16 protein-coding genes are annotated in these 16362 nt (G+C 66.4%); 7 read left to right on the top strand and 9 right to left on the bottom strand.

Annotated features, from left to right (window positions below; all coding sequences use genetic code 11):
• The first annotated feature begins 62 nt into the window (after positions 1-62).
• Positions 63-977 (top strand): LysR family transcriptional regulator, encoded by a 915-nt coding sequence (locus tag E3T47_RS13020; protein ID WP_134556459.1) that lies wholly within the window; start codon positions 63-65, stop codon positions 975-977.
• A gap of 74 nt (positions 978-1051) precedes the next feature.
• Here E3T47_RS13020 and E3T47_RS13015 read toward each other — a convergent pair whose 3' ends face one another.
• Genes E3T47_RS13015 through E3T47_RS12990 form a run of 6 tightly spaced genes read right to left on the bottom strand, consistent with a single transcriptional unit; the run spans position 1052 to position 7882 of the window.
• Positions 1052-2551, bottom strand: a complete 1500-nt coding sequence (locus E3T47_RS13015) for a CoA-acylating methylmalonate-semialdehyde dehydrogenase (protein WP_134556458.1) — start codon at positions 2549-2551, stop codon at positions 1052-1054.
• A gap of 24 nt (positions 2552-2575) precedes the next feature.
• Entirely contained in the window at positions 2576-3904 is a 1329-nt protein-coding gene (locus E3T47_RS13010; RefSeq protein WP_422386499.1) for an aspartate aminotransferase family protein, read from the bottom strand.
• Complete coding sequence (locus tag E3T47_RS13005) at positions 3891-4523, bottom strand: substrate-binding domain-containing protein (RefSeq protein WP_134556456.1); 633 nt, start codon at positions 4521-4523, stop codon at positions 3891-3893. Before E3T47_RS13005 ends, E3T47_RS13010 begins: the two co-directional genes overlap by 14 nt.
• A gap of 8 nt (positions 4524-4531) precedes the next feature.
• Positions 4532-5548 (bottom strand): TIGR03842 family LLM class F420-dependent oxidoreductase, encoded by a 1017-nt coding sequence (locus E3T47_RS13000; protein WP_134556455.1) that lies wholly within the window; start codon positions 5546-5548, stop codon positions 4532-4534.
• Positions 5549-5557: 9 nt separating this feature from the next.
• A complete protein-coding gene (gene hydA / locus E3T47_RS12995; RefSeq protein WP_134556454.1) occupies positions 5558-6991 on the bottom strand; it encodes a dihydropyrimidinase in 1434 nt (477 codons plus the stop codon).
• A 27-nt stretch (positions 6992-7018) separates the two neighbouring features.
• Complete coding sequence (locus E3T47_RS12990) at positions 7019-7882, bottom strand: nitrilase-related carbon-nitrogen hydrolase (RefSeq protein ID WP_134556453.1); 864 nt, start codon at positions 7880-7882, stop codon at positions 7019-7021.
• Between the two features lie 152 nt (positions 7883-8034).
• Here E3T47_RS12990 and E3T47_RS12985 point away from each other — a divergent pair, with 152 nt between their 5' ends.
• From E3T47_RS12985 to cofD, 5 genes are all read left to right on the top strand, one after another.
• Positions 8035-9432 (top strand): aminotransferase class I/II-fold pyridoxal phosphate-dependent enzyme, encoded by a 1398-nt coding sequence (locus E3T47_RS12985; RefSeq protein ID WP_134556452.1) that lies wholly within the window; start codon positions 8035-8037, stop codon positions 9430-9432.
• A 148-nt stretch (positions 9433-9580) separates the two neighbouring features.
• Positions 9581-10570: a putative F420-0 ABC transporter substrate-binding protein gene (locus E3T47_RS12980; protein WP_134556451.1), complete on the top strand. Its 990-nt coding sequence runs from the start codon at positions 9581-9583 to the stop codon at positions 10568-10570.
• Positions 10567-11583 carry a putative F420-0 ABC transporter permease subunit gene (locus E3T47_RS12975; RefSeq protein ID WP_134556450.1) on the top strand — a complete coding sequence of 339 codons (1017 nt, stop codon included), beginning with the start codon at positions 10567-10569 and terminating at the stop codon, positions 11581-11583. The genes E3T47_RS12980 and E3T47_RS12975 overlap by 4 nt, the downstream gene beginning before the upstream one ends.
• Positions 11574-12347 carry an ABC transporter ATP-binding protein gene (locus tag E3T47_RS12970; protein WP_134556449.1) on the top strand — a complete coding sequence of 258 codons (774 nt, stop codon included), beginning with the start codon at positions 11574-11576 and terminating at the stop codon, positions 12345-12347. Before E3T47_RS12975 ends, E3T47_RS12970 begins: the two co-directional genes overlap by 10 nt.
• Positions 12344-13321, top strand: coding sequence for a 2-phospho-L-lactate transferase (cofD, locus tag E3T47_RS12965; protein ID WP_134556448.1), 978 nt, complete (start codon positions 12344-12346; stop codon positions 13319-13321). The genes E3T47_RS12970 and cofD overlap by 4 nt, the downstream gene beginning before the upstream one ends.
• A 12-nt stretch (positions 13322-13333) precedes the next feature.
• Here the strand turns inward: cofD and cofC are convergent, their stop codons facing one another.
• Entirely contained in the window at positions 13334-14017 is a 684-nt protein-coding gene (gene cofC, locus E3T47_RS12960; RefSeq protein ID WP_134556447.1) for a 2-phospho-L-lactate guanylyltransferase, read from the bottom strand.
• Positions 14018-14158: 141 nt separating this feature from the next.
• On the opposite strand from cofC, the gene E3T47_RS12955 reads away from it, so the two are divergent.
• Entirely contained in the window at positions 14159-14509 is a 351-nt protein-coding gene (locus tag E3T47_RS12955; protein WP_134556446.1) for a nuclear transport factor 2 family protein, read from the top strand.
• Here E3T47_RS12955 and E3T47_RS12950 read toward each other — a convergent pair.
• Both E3T47_RS12950 and E3T47_RS12945 read right to left on the bottom strand, forming a co-directional pair.
• Entirely contained in the window at positions 14506-15291 is a 786-nt protein-coding gene (locus E3T47_RS12950) for a coenzyme F420-0:L-glutamate ligase (RefSeq protein ID WP_134556545.1), read from the bottom strand. The genes E3T47_RS12955 and E3T47_RS12950 overlap by 4 nt on opposite strands.
• Positions 15292-15339: 48 nt before the next feature.
• The gene (locus E3T47_RS12945) at positions 15340-16341 is read right to left on the bottom strand and encodes a TIGR03557 family F420-dependent LLM class oxidoreductase (protein WP_134556445.1); all 1002 of its coding nucleotides are present in this window, start codon (positions 16339-16341) and stop codon (positions 15340-15342) included.
• Positions 16342-16362: the final 21 nt, after the last annotated feature.

The raw sequence follows: 16362 nt of genomic DNA, 5'->3' as shown, positions 1-16362 counted from the left end.
TGATCACCCCTGACCGTTCAGCACAATCGCTTTATTCTGTATCAATAATTTAGACTAACTACATGGACGTACAACGGCTCGAACTGCTCCGTGAACTCGCCGACCGCGGCAGCGTCACGGCGGTCGCGCTCGCCACCCACCGCACCCCGTCGGCGGTCTCCCAACAACTCAAGGTGCTCGAACGAGAAGCCGGCCTGCCACTCACCCAGCGGCAGGGGCGCGGCCTCGTGCTCACCGACGCTGGTCGCGCCCTCGCCCGCAGCGCAGCGGATGTCGCGGTGTCACTCGCGAAGGCCACCGCGCTCTGGGACGAATTTCGAAACCATGCCAGCGGAGAGGTGAGCCTCGTCACCTTTCCCACCGCCGGCCAGATGCTCCTCCCCGGCGTCATCAAGAACCTCGGCCCCGACCTCGTGCTCAACTGCGCCGATGAAGACCCCGAACTGAGTGACTTTCCCGCGTTCACCGCCGAGTACGACATCGTGCTGGCGCACTCAATGAGCGGGCAGCTGTCCTGGGCTGGCCGAGGCCTGAAAGTCGTGCCGCTCATGACCGAGCCGCTCGATGTGGGACTGCCGGTCGGGCATCCGCTCGCCGATCGCGCCTGGGTCGGTCCGCGCGACCTGATCGGGGAGACCTGGATTGGTGTCACCGACGGCTACCCGTTCGAGCGCATCCTGCACGCGATCGAGCAGGAAGCCGGCGCCCGCCTGTCGGTGTCGCAGCGGTTCGCCGACCTGGCCCTGATTGAATCGTTCGTGATCGCCGGGCTCGGCATCGCGCTCGTGCCGCGCTATACCTCCGGAGGCGGCCAGCCAGGCCGCCTCGTGCTCAAACCCCTGCGCGGCGTCGAATCCCAGCGCCAGATCGTGGCCCTAATGCGTCCCGACCGGGCCGAGCGCGTAGCCGTGCGTACCGTATTGGAGGCCCTGCAATGCGAGGCGTCGAGAGTACAACAATCCCAAAACACGAAATAGCTCAGCGAGAGCGCAAAAAGTGCCCGATTGGAGGCCCCGAACGGGCACTTTTTGCGCTCTCGCGGTAAAAAGAGCTATTGGTTCTGGGGAAAGCCCAGATTGATGCCGCCGTGGCTCGGGTCAAGCCACCGGCTCGTTACCGCCTTCTCCCGCGTGAAGAAGTTCACTCCGGCGGGGCCATAGGCCTTGGCGTCGCCGAACAGCGAGTTCTTCCAGCCGCCGAAGGAGTGGTACGCGACCGGCACCGGAATCGGAACGTTGATGCCGACCATACCGACCTGCACCTCGTTCTGGAACCGGCGAGCGGCCCCGCCGTCGTTGGTGAAGATAGCCGTTCCGTTGCCGTACTGGCTCGCGTTGATCAGGTCGAGGCCCTCCTGATAGGTGGCCACACGCACGATCGACAGCACCGGTCCGAAGATCTCGTCGAGGTACACGGCCGAATCGACACTGACCTTGTCAAACAGGGTCGGGCCGAGCCAGAAACCGTTGGGGTCGCCGTCGACCTTGACGCCGCGACCGTCGATGACCACGTCGGCGCCGTCAGCCTGGGCGATATCGATGTAGCCGGCGACCTTGTCGCGGTGCACCTGTGTGATCAGCGGGCCCATGTCGCAATTGCGGGTGCCATCACCGACAGTGAGGCCCTTGACCCGTTCGGCGATCTTCGCGATCAGTTCGTCGGCGACGGGCTCGACGGCGACGATGACGCTGATCGCCATGCAGCGCTCACCGGCGGATCCGAAACCGGCGTTGACAGCGGCATCCGCTGTCAGTTCGAGGTCGGCGTCTGGCAGCACGAGCATGTGGTTCTTCGCGCCGCCGAGAGACTGCACGCGTTTGCCATGCTTGGCGGCAGTCTCGTAGATATAGCGAGCGATCGGGGTGGAGCCGACGAAGGAGATCGCCTGCACGTCGGGGTGCACGAGAAGCGCGTCGACGGCTTCCTTGTCGCCGTGCACGACGTTGAGCACACCGGCCGGAAGACCAGCCTCGGTGAACAGCTCGGCGAGCCAGTTCGACGCGGTTGGGTCCTTCTCGCTCGGCTTGAGCACGACGGTGTTGCCGGCCGCGATCGCGATCGGAAAGTACCACAGCGGCACCATGGCCGGAAAGTTGAACGGGCTGATGATGCCCACGACCCCGAGGGGCTGACGAATGGAGTACACGTCAACGCCGGTCGAGACGTTCTCGGAGTACTCGCCCTTGATCAGGTGCGGCATGCCGAGTGCGAATTCGACGACCTCGAGTCCGCGAATGATCTCACCGAGTGCGTCTGCGATGACCTTGCCGTGTTCGGCGGTGAGGATCTCGGCAAGGTCGCCCTTGCGGGCGTTCAGCAGCTCGCGGAAGTTGTACATGATGGTCTGGCGGCGGGCCTGGCTCATATCCCGCCAGGCCGGGTAGGCGGCCTGGGCGACGGCGACGGCGTCGTCGAGGTCGGCGGTGCTGGCCAGCAGCACGTTCTTGGCAACTTTGCCGGTAGCCGGGTTGTAGACGGGAGCGGTGCGGGTGGAGGTGCCCGCAGCCGGTGTGCCGTTGACGTAGTGCTGGATGGTGGGAACGTCGGTCATGAGTGATGCCTTTCAGTGAATCGGTTAGGAGAGCAGGTCGAGGCTGAGCACCTCGTCGTAGATGGCGAGTGCCTCGGCGACCTCAGCGTCGGAGACGACACACGGCGGTACGACGTGGATGCGGTTCTCCATGAGGAACGGCAGCAGGCCCCGGCCGAGCAGCTCGGCCTTCACGCGCGCCATGACGGCGGCGCTCACCGGCGCGCGGGTATCAGGGTCGGCGACGAGTTCGAGGGCCCAGAACACCCCGACACCGCGCACTTCGCCGATGATCGGATGTTTGGCCTGCAGCGCCTTCAGGCCCGGTTCGAGCACGTCGTGGCCGATGCGGGCTGCGTTCTCGACGATGCCCTCGGCCTCCATCGCGTCGAGGGCGCCGACAATCGACGCCATGGCGAGCGGATGCCCGCTGTAGGTGAGTCCGCCGGGAAAGACCGTGTCGTCGAAGGTCGCGGCGATGGCGTCGGAGATGATCACACCGCCGGTAGGCACATACCCGGAGTTGACGCCCTTTGCGAAGGTGATCAGGTCGGGCACGACGTCGTAGGCCTGGAACGCGAACCAGTTGCCGGTGCGGCCGAAGCCGCACATGACCTCGTCGAGGATGAGCACGATGCCGTACCTGTCGCAGAGGGCGCGCACGCCGGGCAGGTAGCCGGCCGGCGGCATCATGATGCCGGCGGTACCGGGAATCGACTCGAGCAGAATGGCCGCGACCGACGCCACTCCCTCGCCCTGGATGACGCGTTCCAGGTGGTGCAGCGCGCGGGCGCATTCCTCGGCCTCGCTCGTCGCCCAGAATTCGCTGCGGTAGAGGAACGGGCCGAAGAAGTGCACGTGGCCGCGCGAATACTCGTTGGGGACGCGGCGCCAGTCGCCGGTCGCGACGATCGCCGCGCCGGTGTTGCCGTGGTAGGACTTGTAGAGCGAGAGCACCTTGTCGCGGCCGGTGTGCAGGCGGGCCATGCGCATGGCGTTCTCGTTCGCATCCGCTCCCCCGTTGGTGAAGAAGACCTTGTTGAAACCGGCCGGGGCTCGGTCCGTGATGCGCTGGGCCGCCTCGCCGCGGGCGAGGTTGGCCGTGGACGGCGCGATGGTCGTCAGCAGTGCGGCCTGCTCGATGATGGCCTTGACGACGGCCGGATGCTGGTGGCCGATATTCACGTTCACCAACTGACTCGAGAAGTCGAGATAGGTACGTCCGTCGTTATCCCAGATGCGGCAGCCCAACCCGCCGGCGATGACGAGCGGTTTCAGTGCCGCTTGCGCCGACCAGGAATGGAAGACGTGCGCCCGGTCGAGTTCGCTCGTGTGCGCGTTGAGGCTTTTGGTGCTGGTATCAGTCACGTATATCGCTGGCTTTCTGTGTTGGTGGTGGTGGTGAAACGATGAAAATTGTGTCGATGACGTTGAGCTCATCGGGCTGGTAGAGCTCGACAGTGTCTTCGTTCACGATCGCGAGAACCTGGGCGTATTCGTTGTAGGTCATCACCTGGGCCGCGTCGATGTCGCCGGAGAGGAAGGCGTTCATGTCGAAGGCCTGCTGGATCAGGGAAATGTCGTCCTGGGCGACATCGGCCTGCTCCATGCCGACGAAGCGTTCCCACTCGATGCTGATGTTCGCACCCTGTTCGATCGAGCCGTGCACCTCGGGCACACAAGAAATGGCGTAGTCCACGTGGCCGGCCGCGAGCACATCCGGGGGAACGATGTTGGGGCCGCCCTCGACCATGGTCAGGTCGAGTCCCTCATCTTCGGAGAGGCCTCCGCGCAGGCGCCGGTGCACACCCATGGGGCTACTGGGCAGGCGCCGGTGCACACCCATGGGGCTACTGGGCAGGCGCCGGTGCACACCCATGGGGCTACTGGGCAGGCGCCGGTGCACACCCATGGGGCTACTGGGCAGGCGCAGTTCAGCTACCCCGCGCGCGCCGCGGGTGAGCGGGGCGGTCTGCTCGCTGGTGGCCGGCATCCGCATGGCTATTTCTTGGCCGTGATGGCGTCGGTCAGGGCCGGGATCACGGTTTCGCCGTAAACCCGCATGGTCTCTTCTTTGTTGTCGTGTTGCAGGTAGCCTGCGAACTGGTCGACGCCGAGCTCTTTGAGCGCCTCGAGCTTCTCCACGTGGTTTTTGGCCGTGCCGAGCAGGCAGAACCGGTCGACGATGTCGTCGGGCACGAACGCGGCGTGCTCGTTCCCCGCCTTGCCGTGCTGGTTGTAGTCGTAGCCCTCGCGGTCCTTGATGTAGTCGGTGAGGGCCTTCGGCACGGCGGATTCAGCGCCGTACTTGGCGACGATGTCCGCTACGTGGTTGCCGACCATGCCGCCGAACCAGCGGCACTGGTCGCGCATATGCTCCCAGTCCTCGCCGATGTAGGCGGGGGCGGCAACGCAGAACTTGATCGACAGCGGGTCGCGGCCGGCGTTGGAGGCTGCGGTGCGCACGCTTTCGATCATCCATGCGGCGACGTCGAGGTCGGCCATTTGCAAAATGAAGCCGTCGCCCACCTCACCGGCGAGTTTGAGCGCAAGGGGTCCGTAGGCGGCGACCCACACCTCCAGGCTGGAACCGCGGCTCCACGGAAACTGCACGGTGGCGCCGTTGTATTCGACCGGGCGGGAGTTGGCGAGCTCGCGAATGACGTGGATCGACTCGCGCAGGGTCTTCAGGGTGGCCGGGGCGCCGTTGGTGGTGCGCACCGCCGAGTCGCCCCGGCCGATGCCGCAGATGGTGCGGTTGCCGTACATCTCGTTGAGGGTTGCGTAGGTCGACGCCGTGACGGTCCAGTCACGGGTAGCCGGGTTGGTGACCATGGGGCCGACGAGGATCTTGCTGGTCTCGGCCAGAATGCGGCTGTAGATCACGTAGGGCTCCTGCCAGAGCAGGTGCGAGTCGAAGGTCCAGACGTGGCTGAATCCGTGGGCCTCGGCCAGTTTGGCCAGTTGCACAGTGCGCGCCGACGGCGGGTTGGTCTGCAGTACTGCTCCAAAATCCATGGCTCCCCCTCAGATCAGGTACTGGCTCAGGCCGCGCTTGATAAAGCGACCGTCACCCTTGGTACCGAGATAGGCGTTGTCGTCGATGACGACCTTGCCGCGGGAGATGACGGTGTCGACGTGGCCGTCGATCTCGTAGCCCTCCCAAGCGGAGTAGTCCATGTTCATGTGGTGCGACTTGCCGACACCGATGGACGTGTGCCCGTTCGGGTCGTAGATCACCACGTCGCCGTCGGCGCCGGGGGCGATGACACCCTTCTGGCCGTACATGCCGAACATGCGGGCCGGGGTGGTGGAGCACACCTCGACCCAGCGTTCGAGCGAGATCTTGTTGTCGACGACGCCCTGGTATAGCAGGTCCATGCGGTGCTCGACCGAGCCGATGCCGTTGGGAATCTTGGAGAAGTCGGTCAGGCCCAGGTCTTTCTGGCCCTTCATGCAGAACGGGCAGTGGTCGGTGGAGACCATCTGGATGTCGTTCGTGCGCAGACTCTGCCACATATGGTGCTGGTGGCCTTCGGCCTTGGCGCGCAGTGGCGTAGAGCAGACCCACTTGGCGCCCTCGAAGCTGCCCCACTCGTCACTCTTGGCGCCCAAGTTGTCCTCGAGCGAGAGGTAGAGGTATTGCGGGCAGGTCTCACCGAATACATTCTGGCCTTTGTCGCGGGCCTGGGAAATCTGGTCAACGGCCTGCTTCGCCGACACGTGCACTATGTACAGGGGAGCGCCCGTGAGGTTGGCGAGCATGATCGCCCGGTGAGTGGCCTCTTCTTCGGCCTGCCAGGGCCGGGTGAGACCGTGATAGAGCGGGCCCGTGTTGCCCGCGGCGACCGCCTGCTGCACGAGCAGGTCGATGACGCTACCGTTCTCGGCGTGCATCATGATCATGCTGCCATTCGTTGCTGCGCGCTGCATGGCCTTGACGATCTGGCCGTCGTCACTCAGGAACACGCCCTTGTAGGCCATGAACAGCTTGAAGCTCGTGACGCCCTCGTCGACGAGCTCGTCCATCGCGGTCAGCGACGTGTCCTGCACGTCGGAGAGGATCTGGTGAAAGCCGTAGTCGATGGCGCACTGACCGGCGGCCTTTTGCTGCCAGGCCGCGTAGCGTTCGAGAACGCTTTCGCCGGCGTACTGCACGACGAAATCGACGATGCTCGTGGTGCCACCCCAGGCGGCCGCGCGGGTGCCGGTTTCAAAGGTGTCGCTGGCCTGGGTGCCGCCGAACGGCATCTCCATGTGGGTGTGGGCGTCGATGCCGCCGGGAATGACGTACTTGCCGCCGGCATCGATGACACGGTCGACGTTGCCCTCCACATCGAAGCCGAGCAGGCCCCCGCCGGGGGCGAGCACCGCGACGATCTTTTCGTCGTCGATGAGTACATCGGCGAGCCCTCGGCCCGTGGCGTTGACCACGGTGCCGTTCTTGATCAGGGTCTTCATGGCATCCTCCGTTGTGGTCTGCTCGGGCTACGGCGCGACGAGGGACTCGTAGGAGTCGGGGCGGCGGTCACGGTAGAACTGCCAGGAGTTGCGCACCTCGCGGATCACGGCGAGGTCGAGATCGCGCACAAGGATTTCCTCGGAGTCGGCCGAGGCGCGTTCTCCCACGTAGTTGCCCTTGGGGTCGACGAAGTAGGAGCTGCCGTAGAAGGTCACGGCCTCGTCGCCGAATTCGGCTTGCTCGTTGCCGATGCGGTTGTTCGCGCCGACGTAGTACTGGTTGGCGACGGCGGCGGCCGGCTGCTCGAGCTCCCACAGGCGGTTCGATAACCCGGGCTTGGTGGCCGAGGGGTTGAACACGATCTCGGCGCCGTTCAGGCCGAGCGCGCGCCAGCCCTCGGGGAAGTGACGGTCGTAGCAGATGTATACGCCGATCTTGCCGTACTGGGTGTCGAAGACGGGGTAGTCGGTGTTGCCGGGGCGAAAGTAGAATTTTTCCCAGAACTGCGGCAGGTGTGGGATGTGGTGCTTGCGGTATTTGCCGAGGTAGGTTCCGTCGGCGTCGATGACCGCGGCGGTGTTGTAGAGCACGCCGGGCTGTTCTTCCTCGTACATTGGAACGACGATGACCATCTTGTACTCAGCGGCGAGCTTTTGGAAGCGCTCGACAATGGGGCCGGGAACGGCCTGCGCGTAGTCGTAATATTTGGCGTCCTGCACGATGCCGAAATAGGGGCCATGGAAGAGTTCCTGGAAGCAGATTACCTGCACGCCCGTGGCGGCAGCGGCGCGCACGAAGCCCTCGTGCTTTTGGATCATGGATTCTTCGTCGCCGGTCCAGGCGGCCTGGGTGATGGCGGTTCGAACAATCTGGCTGGTGTCAACAGTCATGCTGTGCCTTCCACTTGCTTTCGTTAGTCAAGGGCCAATACCAACTGCGCTGTTCTTATTGTTATTATTTGATGTAAACATTTCAAATGTGTTTTTCTATGTATCGCACGCACTAATCATCCTGTCGTCCGACGCAGCCAGGGGCAAGAGCAATGCAGAACTTTATCGACGAAATCGAGCAGCGCACCCCCGCGGGGATCGCCGCGGCCGTCGGGCGACTCATCGCTTCCGGCCGCCTCGCCCCCGGGGACCGCCTGCCCACCGTGCGAGTGCTCGCCGGTGAGCTCGGAGTGAGTCCCGCGACGGTCAGTCACGCTTGGCAGGCCCTCTCAGCGGTCGGCCTGATCGTGTCGCGTGGTCGCGGCGGCACCTTCGTGCAGGATGCCGCGCCCAAGTGGCTGCCGGCGCGCAGTCAGTCCATGATCGGCACGGTCGGTCCGGCCCGCCTCGACCTCTCCCGCGGCACGCCCGACCCGCGGTTATTGCCGGCGCTCGGGCCGGCCCTCTCCCGGGTATCGCAGCGCGCGGTGACGCCGAGTTATCAGGACCTGCCCATCATTCCGGAGCTGCTCGAGGTGCTGCGGGCTTCGTGGCCGTACCCGGTCGAGACGATCACCATCGTCGACGGCGCCCTCGACGCCATTTCGCGCTGCCTCGACGCCGTCACCCGTTTCGGCGACCGGGTGATCGTGGAGAACCCCTCGTTTCCACCATTCTTCGACCTGCTCGACCAGCTCGGCCTGGAACGACTGCCGGTGTCCGTCGACGCGCACGGCATCATTCCGGCCGATTTCGCCGCGGCTCTCCAGCTCGGCCCGGCCGTCGTGCTGCTGCAGCCGCGCGCGCAGAACCCCACCGGGGCGTCGATGACCGCGCACCGAGCCGAGGAACTCGCCCGGCTGCTGCGCACGACCACGGCGAGCGCCGACACCATCGTGATCGAAGACGACCACTCCGCCGAGATCAGCATCGCCCCCGACGTGAGCCTCGGTCGGTGGCTGCCGGGCCGCACCCTGCACGTGCGCAGCTTCTCGAAGTCGCACGGCCCCGACCTGCGCATGGCGGCGCTCGGCGGCCCGTCCGCGCTGATCGACCCGATCGTGTCGCGGCGCATGCTCGGCCCGGGCTGGACCAGCCGCATGCTGCAGACGATTCTGCACGACCTGCTCACCAACGGTGAGAGCATGGCGCAGGTCAGCGAGGCTCGCCGCATCTACTTCGCCCGCCAGCGTGCCCTCGCCGATGCCCTAGCCGTGTTCGGGGTCGAGGTAGTGCAGGCCGACGGCATCAACACCTGGCTGCCCGTGCAGAACGAGCAGGGCGCCCTGGTGCGCCTCGCCGCCTCGGGAATTCGCGTGGCCGGCGGCTCGCCGTTTCTGGCGACCCCGTTCCTGTCGACCCCGTTCCAGCCGAACATCGGCGTCCCCGCGTTCATTCGAGTGACGGCCGGTGCCCTCCCGGACGACGTCGCACCGGTAGCGGAGGCCCTCGCCGCGGCGGCGCATCCGCTTGAGTCGGCCGTGCACCCGGTCAGGGCGCGCTGGTCGTAGTGCTGCGCGGGGCCTAGGGTTGAGGCAGACCACCGGTTTGCTTTGACCGGTTCTACTGGCCTGGATTTGGGCTGAGGTCCATACTGTTCCGCCAGTTTCGCGCCCAAGGTGCCTCGTGTATCGGCCGCGAAAAGCCGAAAGAGACCTCATGAATAGAATCACCATGCGCCTCACCGCGCTGGTCGCCGCGTCACTGCTGCTCAGCGGATGCGCCGCCGCGGCACCGCCCGCCGCCACGCTCGGCACGACCCCGGTTTCCAATGCGAGCTACCCGGTCACCGTTGAGAACTGCGGCACGAGCGTCACCGTCACGGCCGCCCCTGCACGCATCGTGTCGATCAAGTCCTCGGCGACCGAGTTGCTGCTCGCCCTCGGGCTCGGCGACCGCATCGTGGGCTCGGCCTTCCTTGACGGCCCGCTGCCAGAAACACTCGCCGCGGCCGGGGCAGATCTCAACGTGATCAGCGACTTTCTTCCCAGCCAGGAAGCCGTGCTTGGTTTGAACCCTGACTTCATCTACGGCGGCTGGGAGTCCAACTTCAGCGCCGACGGCGTGGGCGAACGCCCCGCCCTCGCGGACCTCGGCGTCGGCAGCTACGTCTCTCCCGCCGCCTGCAAGGGCGATTTCATGCCCCAGCCGCTCACTTTTGACACGGTATTCGCTGAGATCGACGAGGCCGGTGCCATCTTCGGCGCGTCGCTTGCCGCGGATGAGTTGGTCAGCACGCTGGAAGGCGACCTCGCGGCGCTCGAGCCGAACACCGCCGAGATCAGCGCGCTCTGGTATTCCAGCGGCACGACCACCCCGTACGTCGGTGCCGGAATCGGTTCGCCGGCCATGATCATGGAGGCCGCCGGGCTCACCAACATCTTCGCGGACGTCAACGACACCTGGACCTCGGTCGGCTGGGAATCGATCATCGAGGCCAACCCGAGCGTCATCGTGCTCGTGGACGCCACCTGGAACACCGCCGCCGCGAAGATCGCCCAGCTCGAATCGGACCCGGCCACGCAGGTGCTCGGTGCCGTGAAGAAGCGGCGCTACATCATCCTGCCGTTCGCCTCCACCGAGGCCGGCCTCCGCAATGTCGAGGCGGCGTCCTCTACCATCGCGCAGCTAGCCGACCTGAACGAGTGACTCGCGCGCGATACCTCGCGTGGCTCGTCGCGGCCACGAGTGCGCTCATTCTCGTGTGCGGGGTGGCGGTGACCATCGGGCCGGCGGCGGTGAGCCTCGCCCAGGTGGCGGGTAGCATCGCCGCGCATATCGGTCTCGCGACCGAGCCGGTGCCGATTTTGATCGACTCGATCGTCTGGCAGCTGCGGCTTCCCCGGGTGCTCACCGCCGCGCTGGTCGGCGCCGGCCTCGCTCTCAGCGGCGCGGTCATGCAGAGCGTGACGCGCAACCCCCTCGCCGACCCGTACCTGCTCGGGCTGTCGAGCGGGGCATCCGTCGGCGCGGTCTGCGTGGTCATTCTCGGCATCGGTTTTATTCTGCCGGCCGCAGCGTTTCTCGGCGCGCTTTTGGCCCTCGTGGCAACGCTCAGCATCGCGAAGGCCGGCGGCACGATCACCCCGGTACGGGCCGTGCTCGCCGGCCTTGCCATCGCACAGCTCGCCGGAGCCCTGACCTCGTTCATCATCTTCTGGGCCGCCAAGGGTGATTCCTACCGTGAGATCCTCAACTGGCTGCTCGGCTCGGTGGCCGGCGCCACCTGGAGCAGCGTCGCGATCGCGGCGACGGCCGTCGCCGCGGTGGGCACCGGTATCCTCCTGTCGGCGACCCGGCTCGACGCCTTCGCCTTCGGCGACACCTCGGCGGCGAGCCTCGGTATCCATGTCACCCGCACCCGCTGGGCACTGCTCGGCGCGGTCGCCCTGCTGACCGGTGCGATGGTGGCCGTCAGCGGTTCGATCGGATTCGTCGGGCTTATCCTGCCGCACCTCGTGCGCGGTGTGAGCGGGCCCGGCCACCGCCGGCTGTTGCCGCTCGTGGCCGTCTTCGGCGGGCTATTTCTGGTCATCGCCGATACGCTCGCACGCACGGCGTTCGAGCCACGTGAACTCCCGGTGGGCATCATCACGGCGTTCATCGGCGTGCCGGTGTTCATTCTGCTGATCAAGAGAAAGAAGTCCCACCTGTGGGCGTAGACCTCGACGGTTTGTCGTTCACCATCGACGGCACCAGAATTCTGCGACAGGTGTCGGCGTCGCTGCCGACCGGCAGCGTCACCGGCCTACTCGGGCCGAACGGCGCAGGCAAATCCACCCTGCTGCGAGTAATCGCCGGCATCGACAAAGCGGATGCCGGTACCGCCTCCCTCGACGGCATCACGATCGGCTCCCTGCCCCGACGCGACGCGGCCCGGCGCATCGCCCTGCTCGAACAGAATGCGGCACCGAGTGTGGAACTGACCGTGCTCGAAGTCGTGCTGCTCGGGCGCATTCCGCACCGCACGAAACTCATGGGCTCGTTCAGCGGCGAGGAGGATCGCGCCGTAGCGTTCGACGCCCTCGAAGCCGTCGGCGCCGGGACGCTGGCCGACCGATCCTGGCACACGCTGAGCGGCGGTCAACAACAGCGGGTGCAGATCGCGCGGGCGATGGCGCAGCAGCCGAGCCTGATGCTGCTCGACGAACCGACCAACCACCTCGACGTGAGTGCCCAGCTCTCCCTGCTCGGGCAGGTGCGCGAGCTCGGAGTGACGGCGATCATGGCCCTGCACGACCTCAATCTCGCGGCGGCGTACTGCGACCACATCCTGATGCTCGACGGCGGCCTGCTCGTAGCTTCGGGCGCGCCCGCCGAGGTGCTCACCCCCGAGATCATCGGTGCCGTGTACGGAGTCGATTGCTTCATTCTGAAACATCCACGCGGCGGGCATCCGGTCATCGTGTATTCGGCCGCGTCATGAGAAATGTCACCGTACTGGCCGGCGGGGTCGGCGGCGCCCGGTTCACCCGCGGCCTGCTAGCCCACCTCGCCGTCGCCGCGCCCGACGCGACCGTCACGGTGATCGTCAACACCGGCGACGACATGTGGCTCGACGGGCTGCGAATCTGCCCCGACCTCGACACCGTCATGTACACCCTCGGCGGCGGCATCAACGAGGAGCAGGGCTGGGGCCGACCCGACGAGTCCCGGCGGGCCTCGGCCGAGATCGCCGCCTACGGCCGCGGCTGGTCCTGGTTCACACTCGGAGACCTCGACCTCGCCACCCACATCGTGCGCACCGACCTGCTGCGTGATGGATCGACACTGAGCGCGGCGACCGAGTTTCTCTGCCGTCGCTGGCAGCCGGGAGCCAGACTTCTGCCCATGAGCGACCAGCCGGTCGAAACCTATGTATGCCTCGCCAAGAATATTGACGAGCATGTCGCGGGTGACTATATTCACTTTGAAGAATGGTGGGTACGGTACCGCGCACGGGTTGCCATCACCGGTTTTGAGCAGCGGGGGCTGGCTGAAGCCGTCGCCGCGCCCGGCGTGCTCGAAGCCATCGGAGAGGCCGACCTGGTCGTGCTTCCGCCATCGAACCCCGTCGTGTCGGTTGGCACCATCCTCGCCGTGCCGGGGGTGCGCGCCGCACTCCGTTCGACGGCCGCGCGGGTGGTCGGGGTATCGCCGATCATCGGCGGCGCAGCGGTGCGCGGCATGGCCGACGCCTGCCTGCACACGATCGGCGTCGAAACCAGCGCACTCGCGGTCGGGCGGCACTACGGTGCACGCAGCGCAGGTGGACTCCTGGATGCCTGGCTCATCGACGAAACGGATGCCGCGGCGTTGCCCGCGCTGGCGGCCGCCGGCATTCGTTCCGCTGCCGTACCGCTGTGGATGACCGACCTGTCGGCCACGACCGCGATGGCTGCTGCCGTGCTGGCGCTCTGACGTCCCGTTGAACTAGGACTGCCCCAACAGCGTGCTCGTGTGCGGACCGAGCCCGAGCACCCGGGCAGCGTCGAGGTCGGCTGCCGTGTCGACGTCCCGCCGCAGCGGCGAGGTGAGCGGCAGGTCGAGCACCACGTGGCCGGCGGCGGCGTGCGCGGCGCGGGAGCCGACACCGAACTGTGGCGTGAGGGCCGCGCCCGCGCGGGCGAACAGGGTCGTCGTTCCCCCTCCGTCGGCGTCGGCCACCATCGACCGCGCGTACCCAGCTGCGAGCCCGAACACGCTCTCGAGATCGGTCGGGCGAAGGGCGGGCAGGTCTCCCGTCATCACGGCCACAGACGCATCGGGGCAGGCGATCCGCGCGGCCGTGATCCCCTGCGCGATCGCGGCGTTCAACCGGGCATGCCCCAATTTTGGCCCCGGCACTTCGAAAACAATGACCGCGCCGAGCCCGGCGAGCAGCGTGCCGAGATGCGCGCTCCCGGTCACCACGAATACCTGTTCCACAGCGAATGCCGCCACCAGCGCCGCCACGGTGTCGAGCGCGAAAGCCTCCGCGAGCGCCGTTCGCTCGGGCAGATCACGAAGTCGACTCTTCGCCCCCTGGTTCCCCTTGACGGGAACGATGACCACCCAGCGTGGCGTGGCAGGGTGTAGCGACGCTGTTCCGTCGTCGACGCGCTGGGTGTGGTCCATAGCAGAACGCTACCAGCGCCGTTGTTGCGTCTGCCTGCAACCGCTGGCAACATCGTGCAGGCTTGCGCGCGGTAGCCTGAAGGGTCGAGGATGCATATCCGTCGACCCGAGTACGTTCGTTTGGACGGTCCAGGAGGTTCCATGTCACCCACTACCCAGTCGCGCCCGCTGCCCATGGCCATCACCACATACCTCGAACGCAGCGTCAGCGCCAAACCAGCCTCAGCCAGAGCCACCTTCGCCGAAAACGCGGTCGTCGTCGATGACGGCAAGACCTACACCGGTGAGGCGGCCATCGCAGCCTGGCTCGCCGAGACCGTCACCGAATTCGAGTACACGACCACCCAGCTGCGCATCGAGAAAGACGAAACGGCCACGACCGTCGTCAACCGAATCGCGGGTAACTTTCCGGGCCGCAGCGTCGACCTCAGCTACCGCTTCGAACTCGACGCCGAGAGCGGCCTGATCCAGGCCCTCACCATCTCGATCTAGACCTCTCCTTTCGCCGCACGCCCGGCGGCATACCCCTCCGCATACCCTTCGGCGCGGGCCTCCGCCGTGCCAAGACGAAACATGTCGGTGTCGCTCGGGCGTTGCAGCGCCCGGGCGCCGACGGCGTCCAGGTCGCCGACCAGCCGGCCGAGTCCGCGCACCACGGCGACCGGGTTGCCGCTGGTCTTGCCCTTGACCAGGTCGGCGGCACCGGCGATCTCGTCGGCGACGGCCGCAACGGTGACCTCGAGGCGACGACCGGAGGCATCCGGTGTGCCGCGCAGGTCGTCGAGCACCGCGAGTCCGGCCGCGCCGATGGCAATGTCGGTCTGACCCTCGCGCCACGGGCGTCCGGCGGTATCGGTCACGAGCACGCCCAGCCGTAGCCCGGTGCGCTCGCGCAGGGCCGCGCAGAGGGCGCGCGCCGAGGCATCCGGATCGAGCGGCAGCAGCAAGACCACGCCGTCTGGCGCGTTGCTGGTGTCAACGCCGGCCGCGGCCATCACCAGGCCCTGCCGGTTCTCGACGATGCGGGTGAGGCCGCCTGGGTGCGCCCGCGAGGCCACGACGCGCACGGTCTCGTCGGTGATCGCCTGTTCCCGATCGGCCGAAGCGACGGTGCGCCCCTCTGCCTTGGAGACGATCTTGCTGGTCACCGCCACGATATCGCCGTCGAGCAGGCGGGACTGCGCGGCCTCCGCGACCAGTTCGGCGAGGTCGTCGCCGGCCCGAATCTCGCCGAAGCCGCCGAGCGTGAACACCTTGAGCCCGAACAGCTCCATGGCGCCCACTTCTGCGGCAGCCGCGTCGGGCAGCGAATCGTGCGGCATCTACCGAACGAGCTTCGGCAGAACGGATGCGCCAAAGACGTCGATCCACTGCTTCTGGTTGCGGCCCACGTTGTGCAGGTAGATGCGATCGAAGCCGAGGTCGACGAACTTCTGAATGTACCTGCGGTGCTCGTCGGGATCTGCCGAGATGATCATGCGGCCCTCGAAGTCCTCCGGACGTACGAGCTTGGCCATCTGCTCGAACTCGAACGGCGAACGGATATCTCCCTTCGGAAACTTCATGCCACCGTTCGGCCACTCGTGCAGCGCGTTGGTCATGGCCTCTTCGTCGGTCTCGGCCCAGCTCATGTGCAACTGCAGCACCTTGGGCATGAGTGAGGGGTCCTTACCGGCCTCGCGGGCGCCGTCGTCGAACTTGCCGAACAGCATCGAGATCTTCTCCAGCGGAGCCCCGACCGTAATGAGGCCGTCGGCCAGCCTTCCGGCGCGCTTGGCGGTGACCGGGCCGGCAGTGGCGACCAAAATCTCGGGGGCAACTTCAGGCATCGTCCACAGCCGGGTTGATTCCAGCTTGAAGAACTGGCCGGAATGCTTGACGTCCTTACCGGCGATCGAGCCGGCGAACAGCTTCGAGATGATCTCGATGGCCTCGAACATGCGGTTGATGCGTTCGGGCGCTTCGGGCCAGTAGCCGCCCACGATGTGCTCGTTCAGGGCCTCGCCGGAACCGAGCCCGAGCCAGTGCCGGCCGGGATACATCGAGGCGAGGGTCGCGGATGCCTGAGCGACCATGGCCGGGTGCCAGCGAAAAGTCGGTGCGGTCACACCGGGCCCGAAGTCGCCCCTGGTGCGCTCGGCGATCGCGGCGAGCACGCTCCAGACGAAGCTCGACTGCCCCTGGGCCGGAACCCACGGTTGAAAGTGATCGGCCGCCATGACGCCGGTGAAGCCGTGCTCCTCGGCGTAGGCCGAAAGGGCGACCGCCTCGGCCGGTGCGAACTGCTCCAACATGGCCGCATAGCCAATCTGCAACTGCGTCATTGTGACCTTTCTGCACTGGAT

The sequence above is a fragment of the Cryobacterium ruanii genome, from assembly GCF_004404055.1.
GTDB lineage: Bacteria > Actinomycetota > Actinomycetes > Actinomycetales > Microbacteriaceae > Cryobacterium > Cryobacterium ruanii.
The sequence above is the reverse complement of the archived record's forward strand: the minus strand, read 5'-3'. Positions and strand labels throughout refer to the sequence as shown.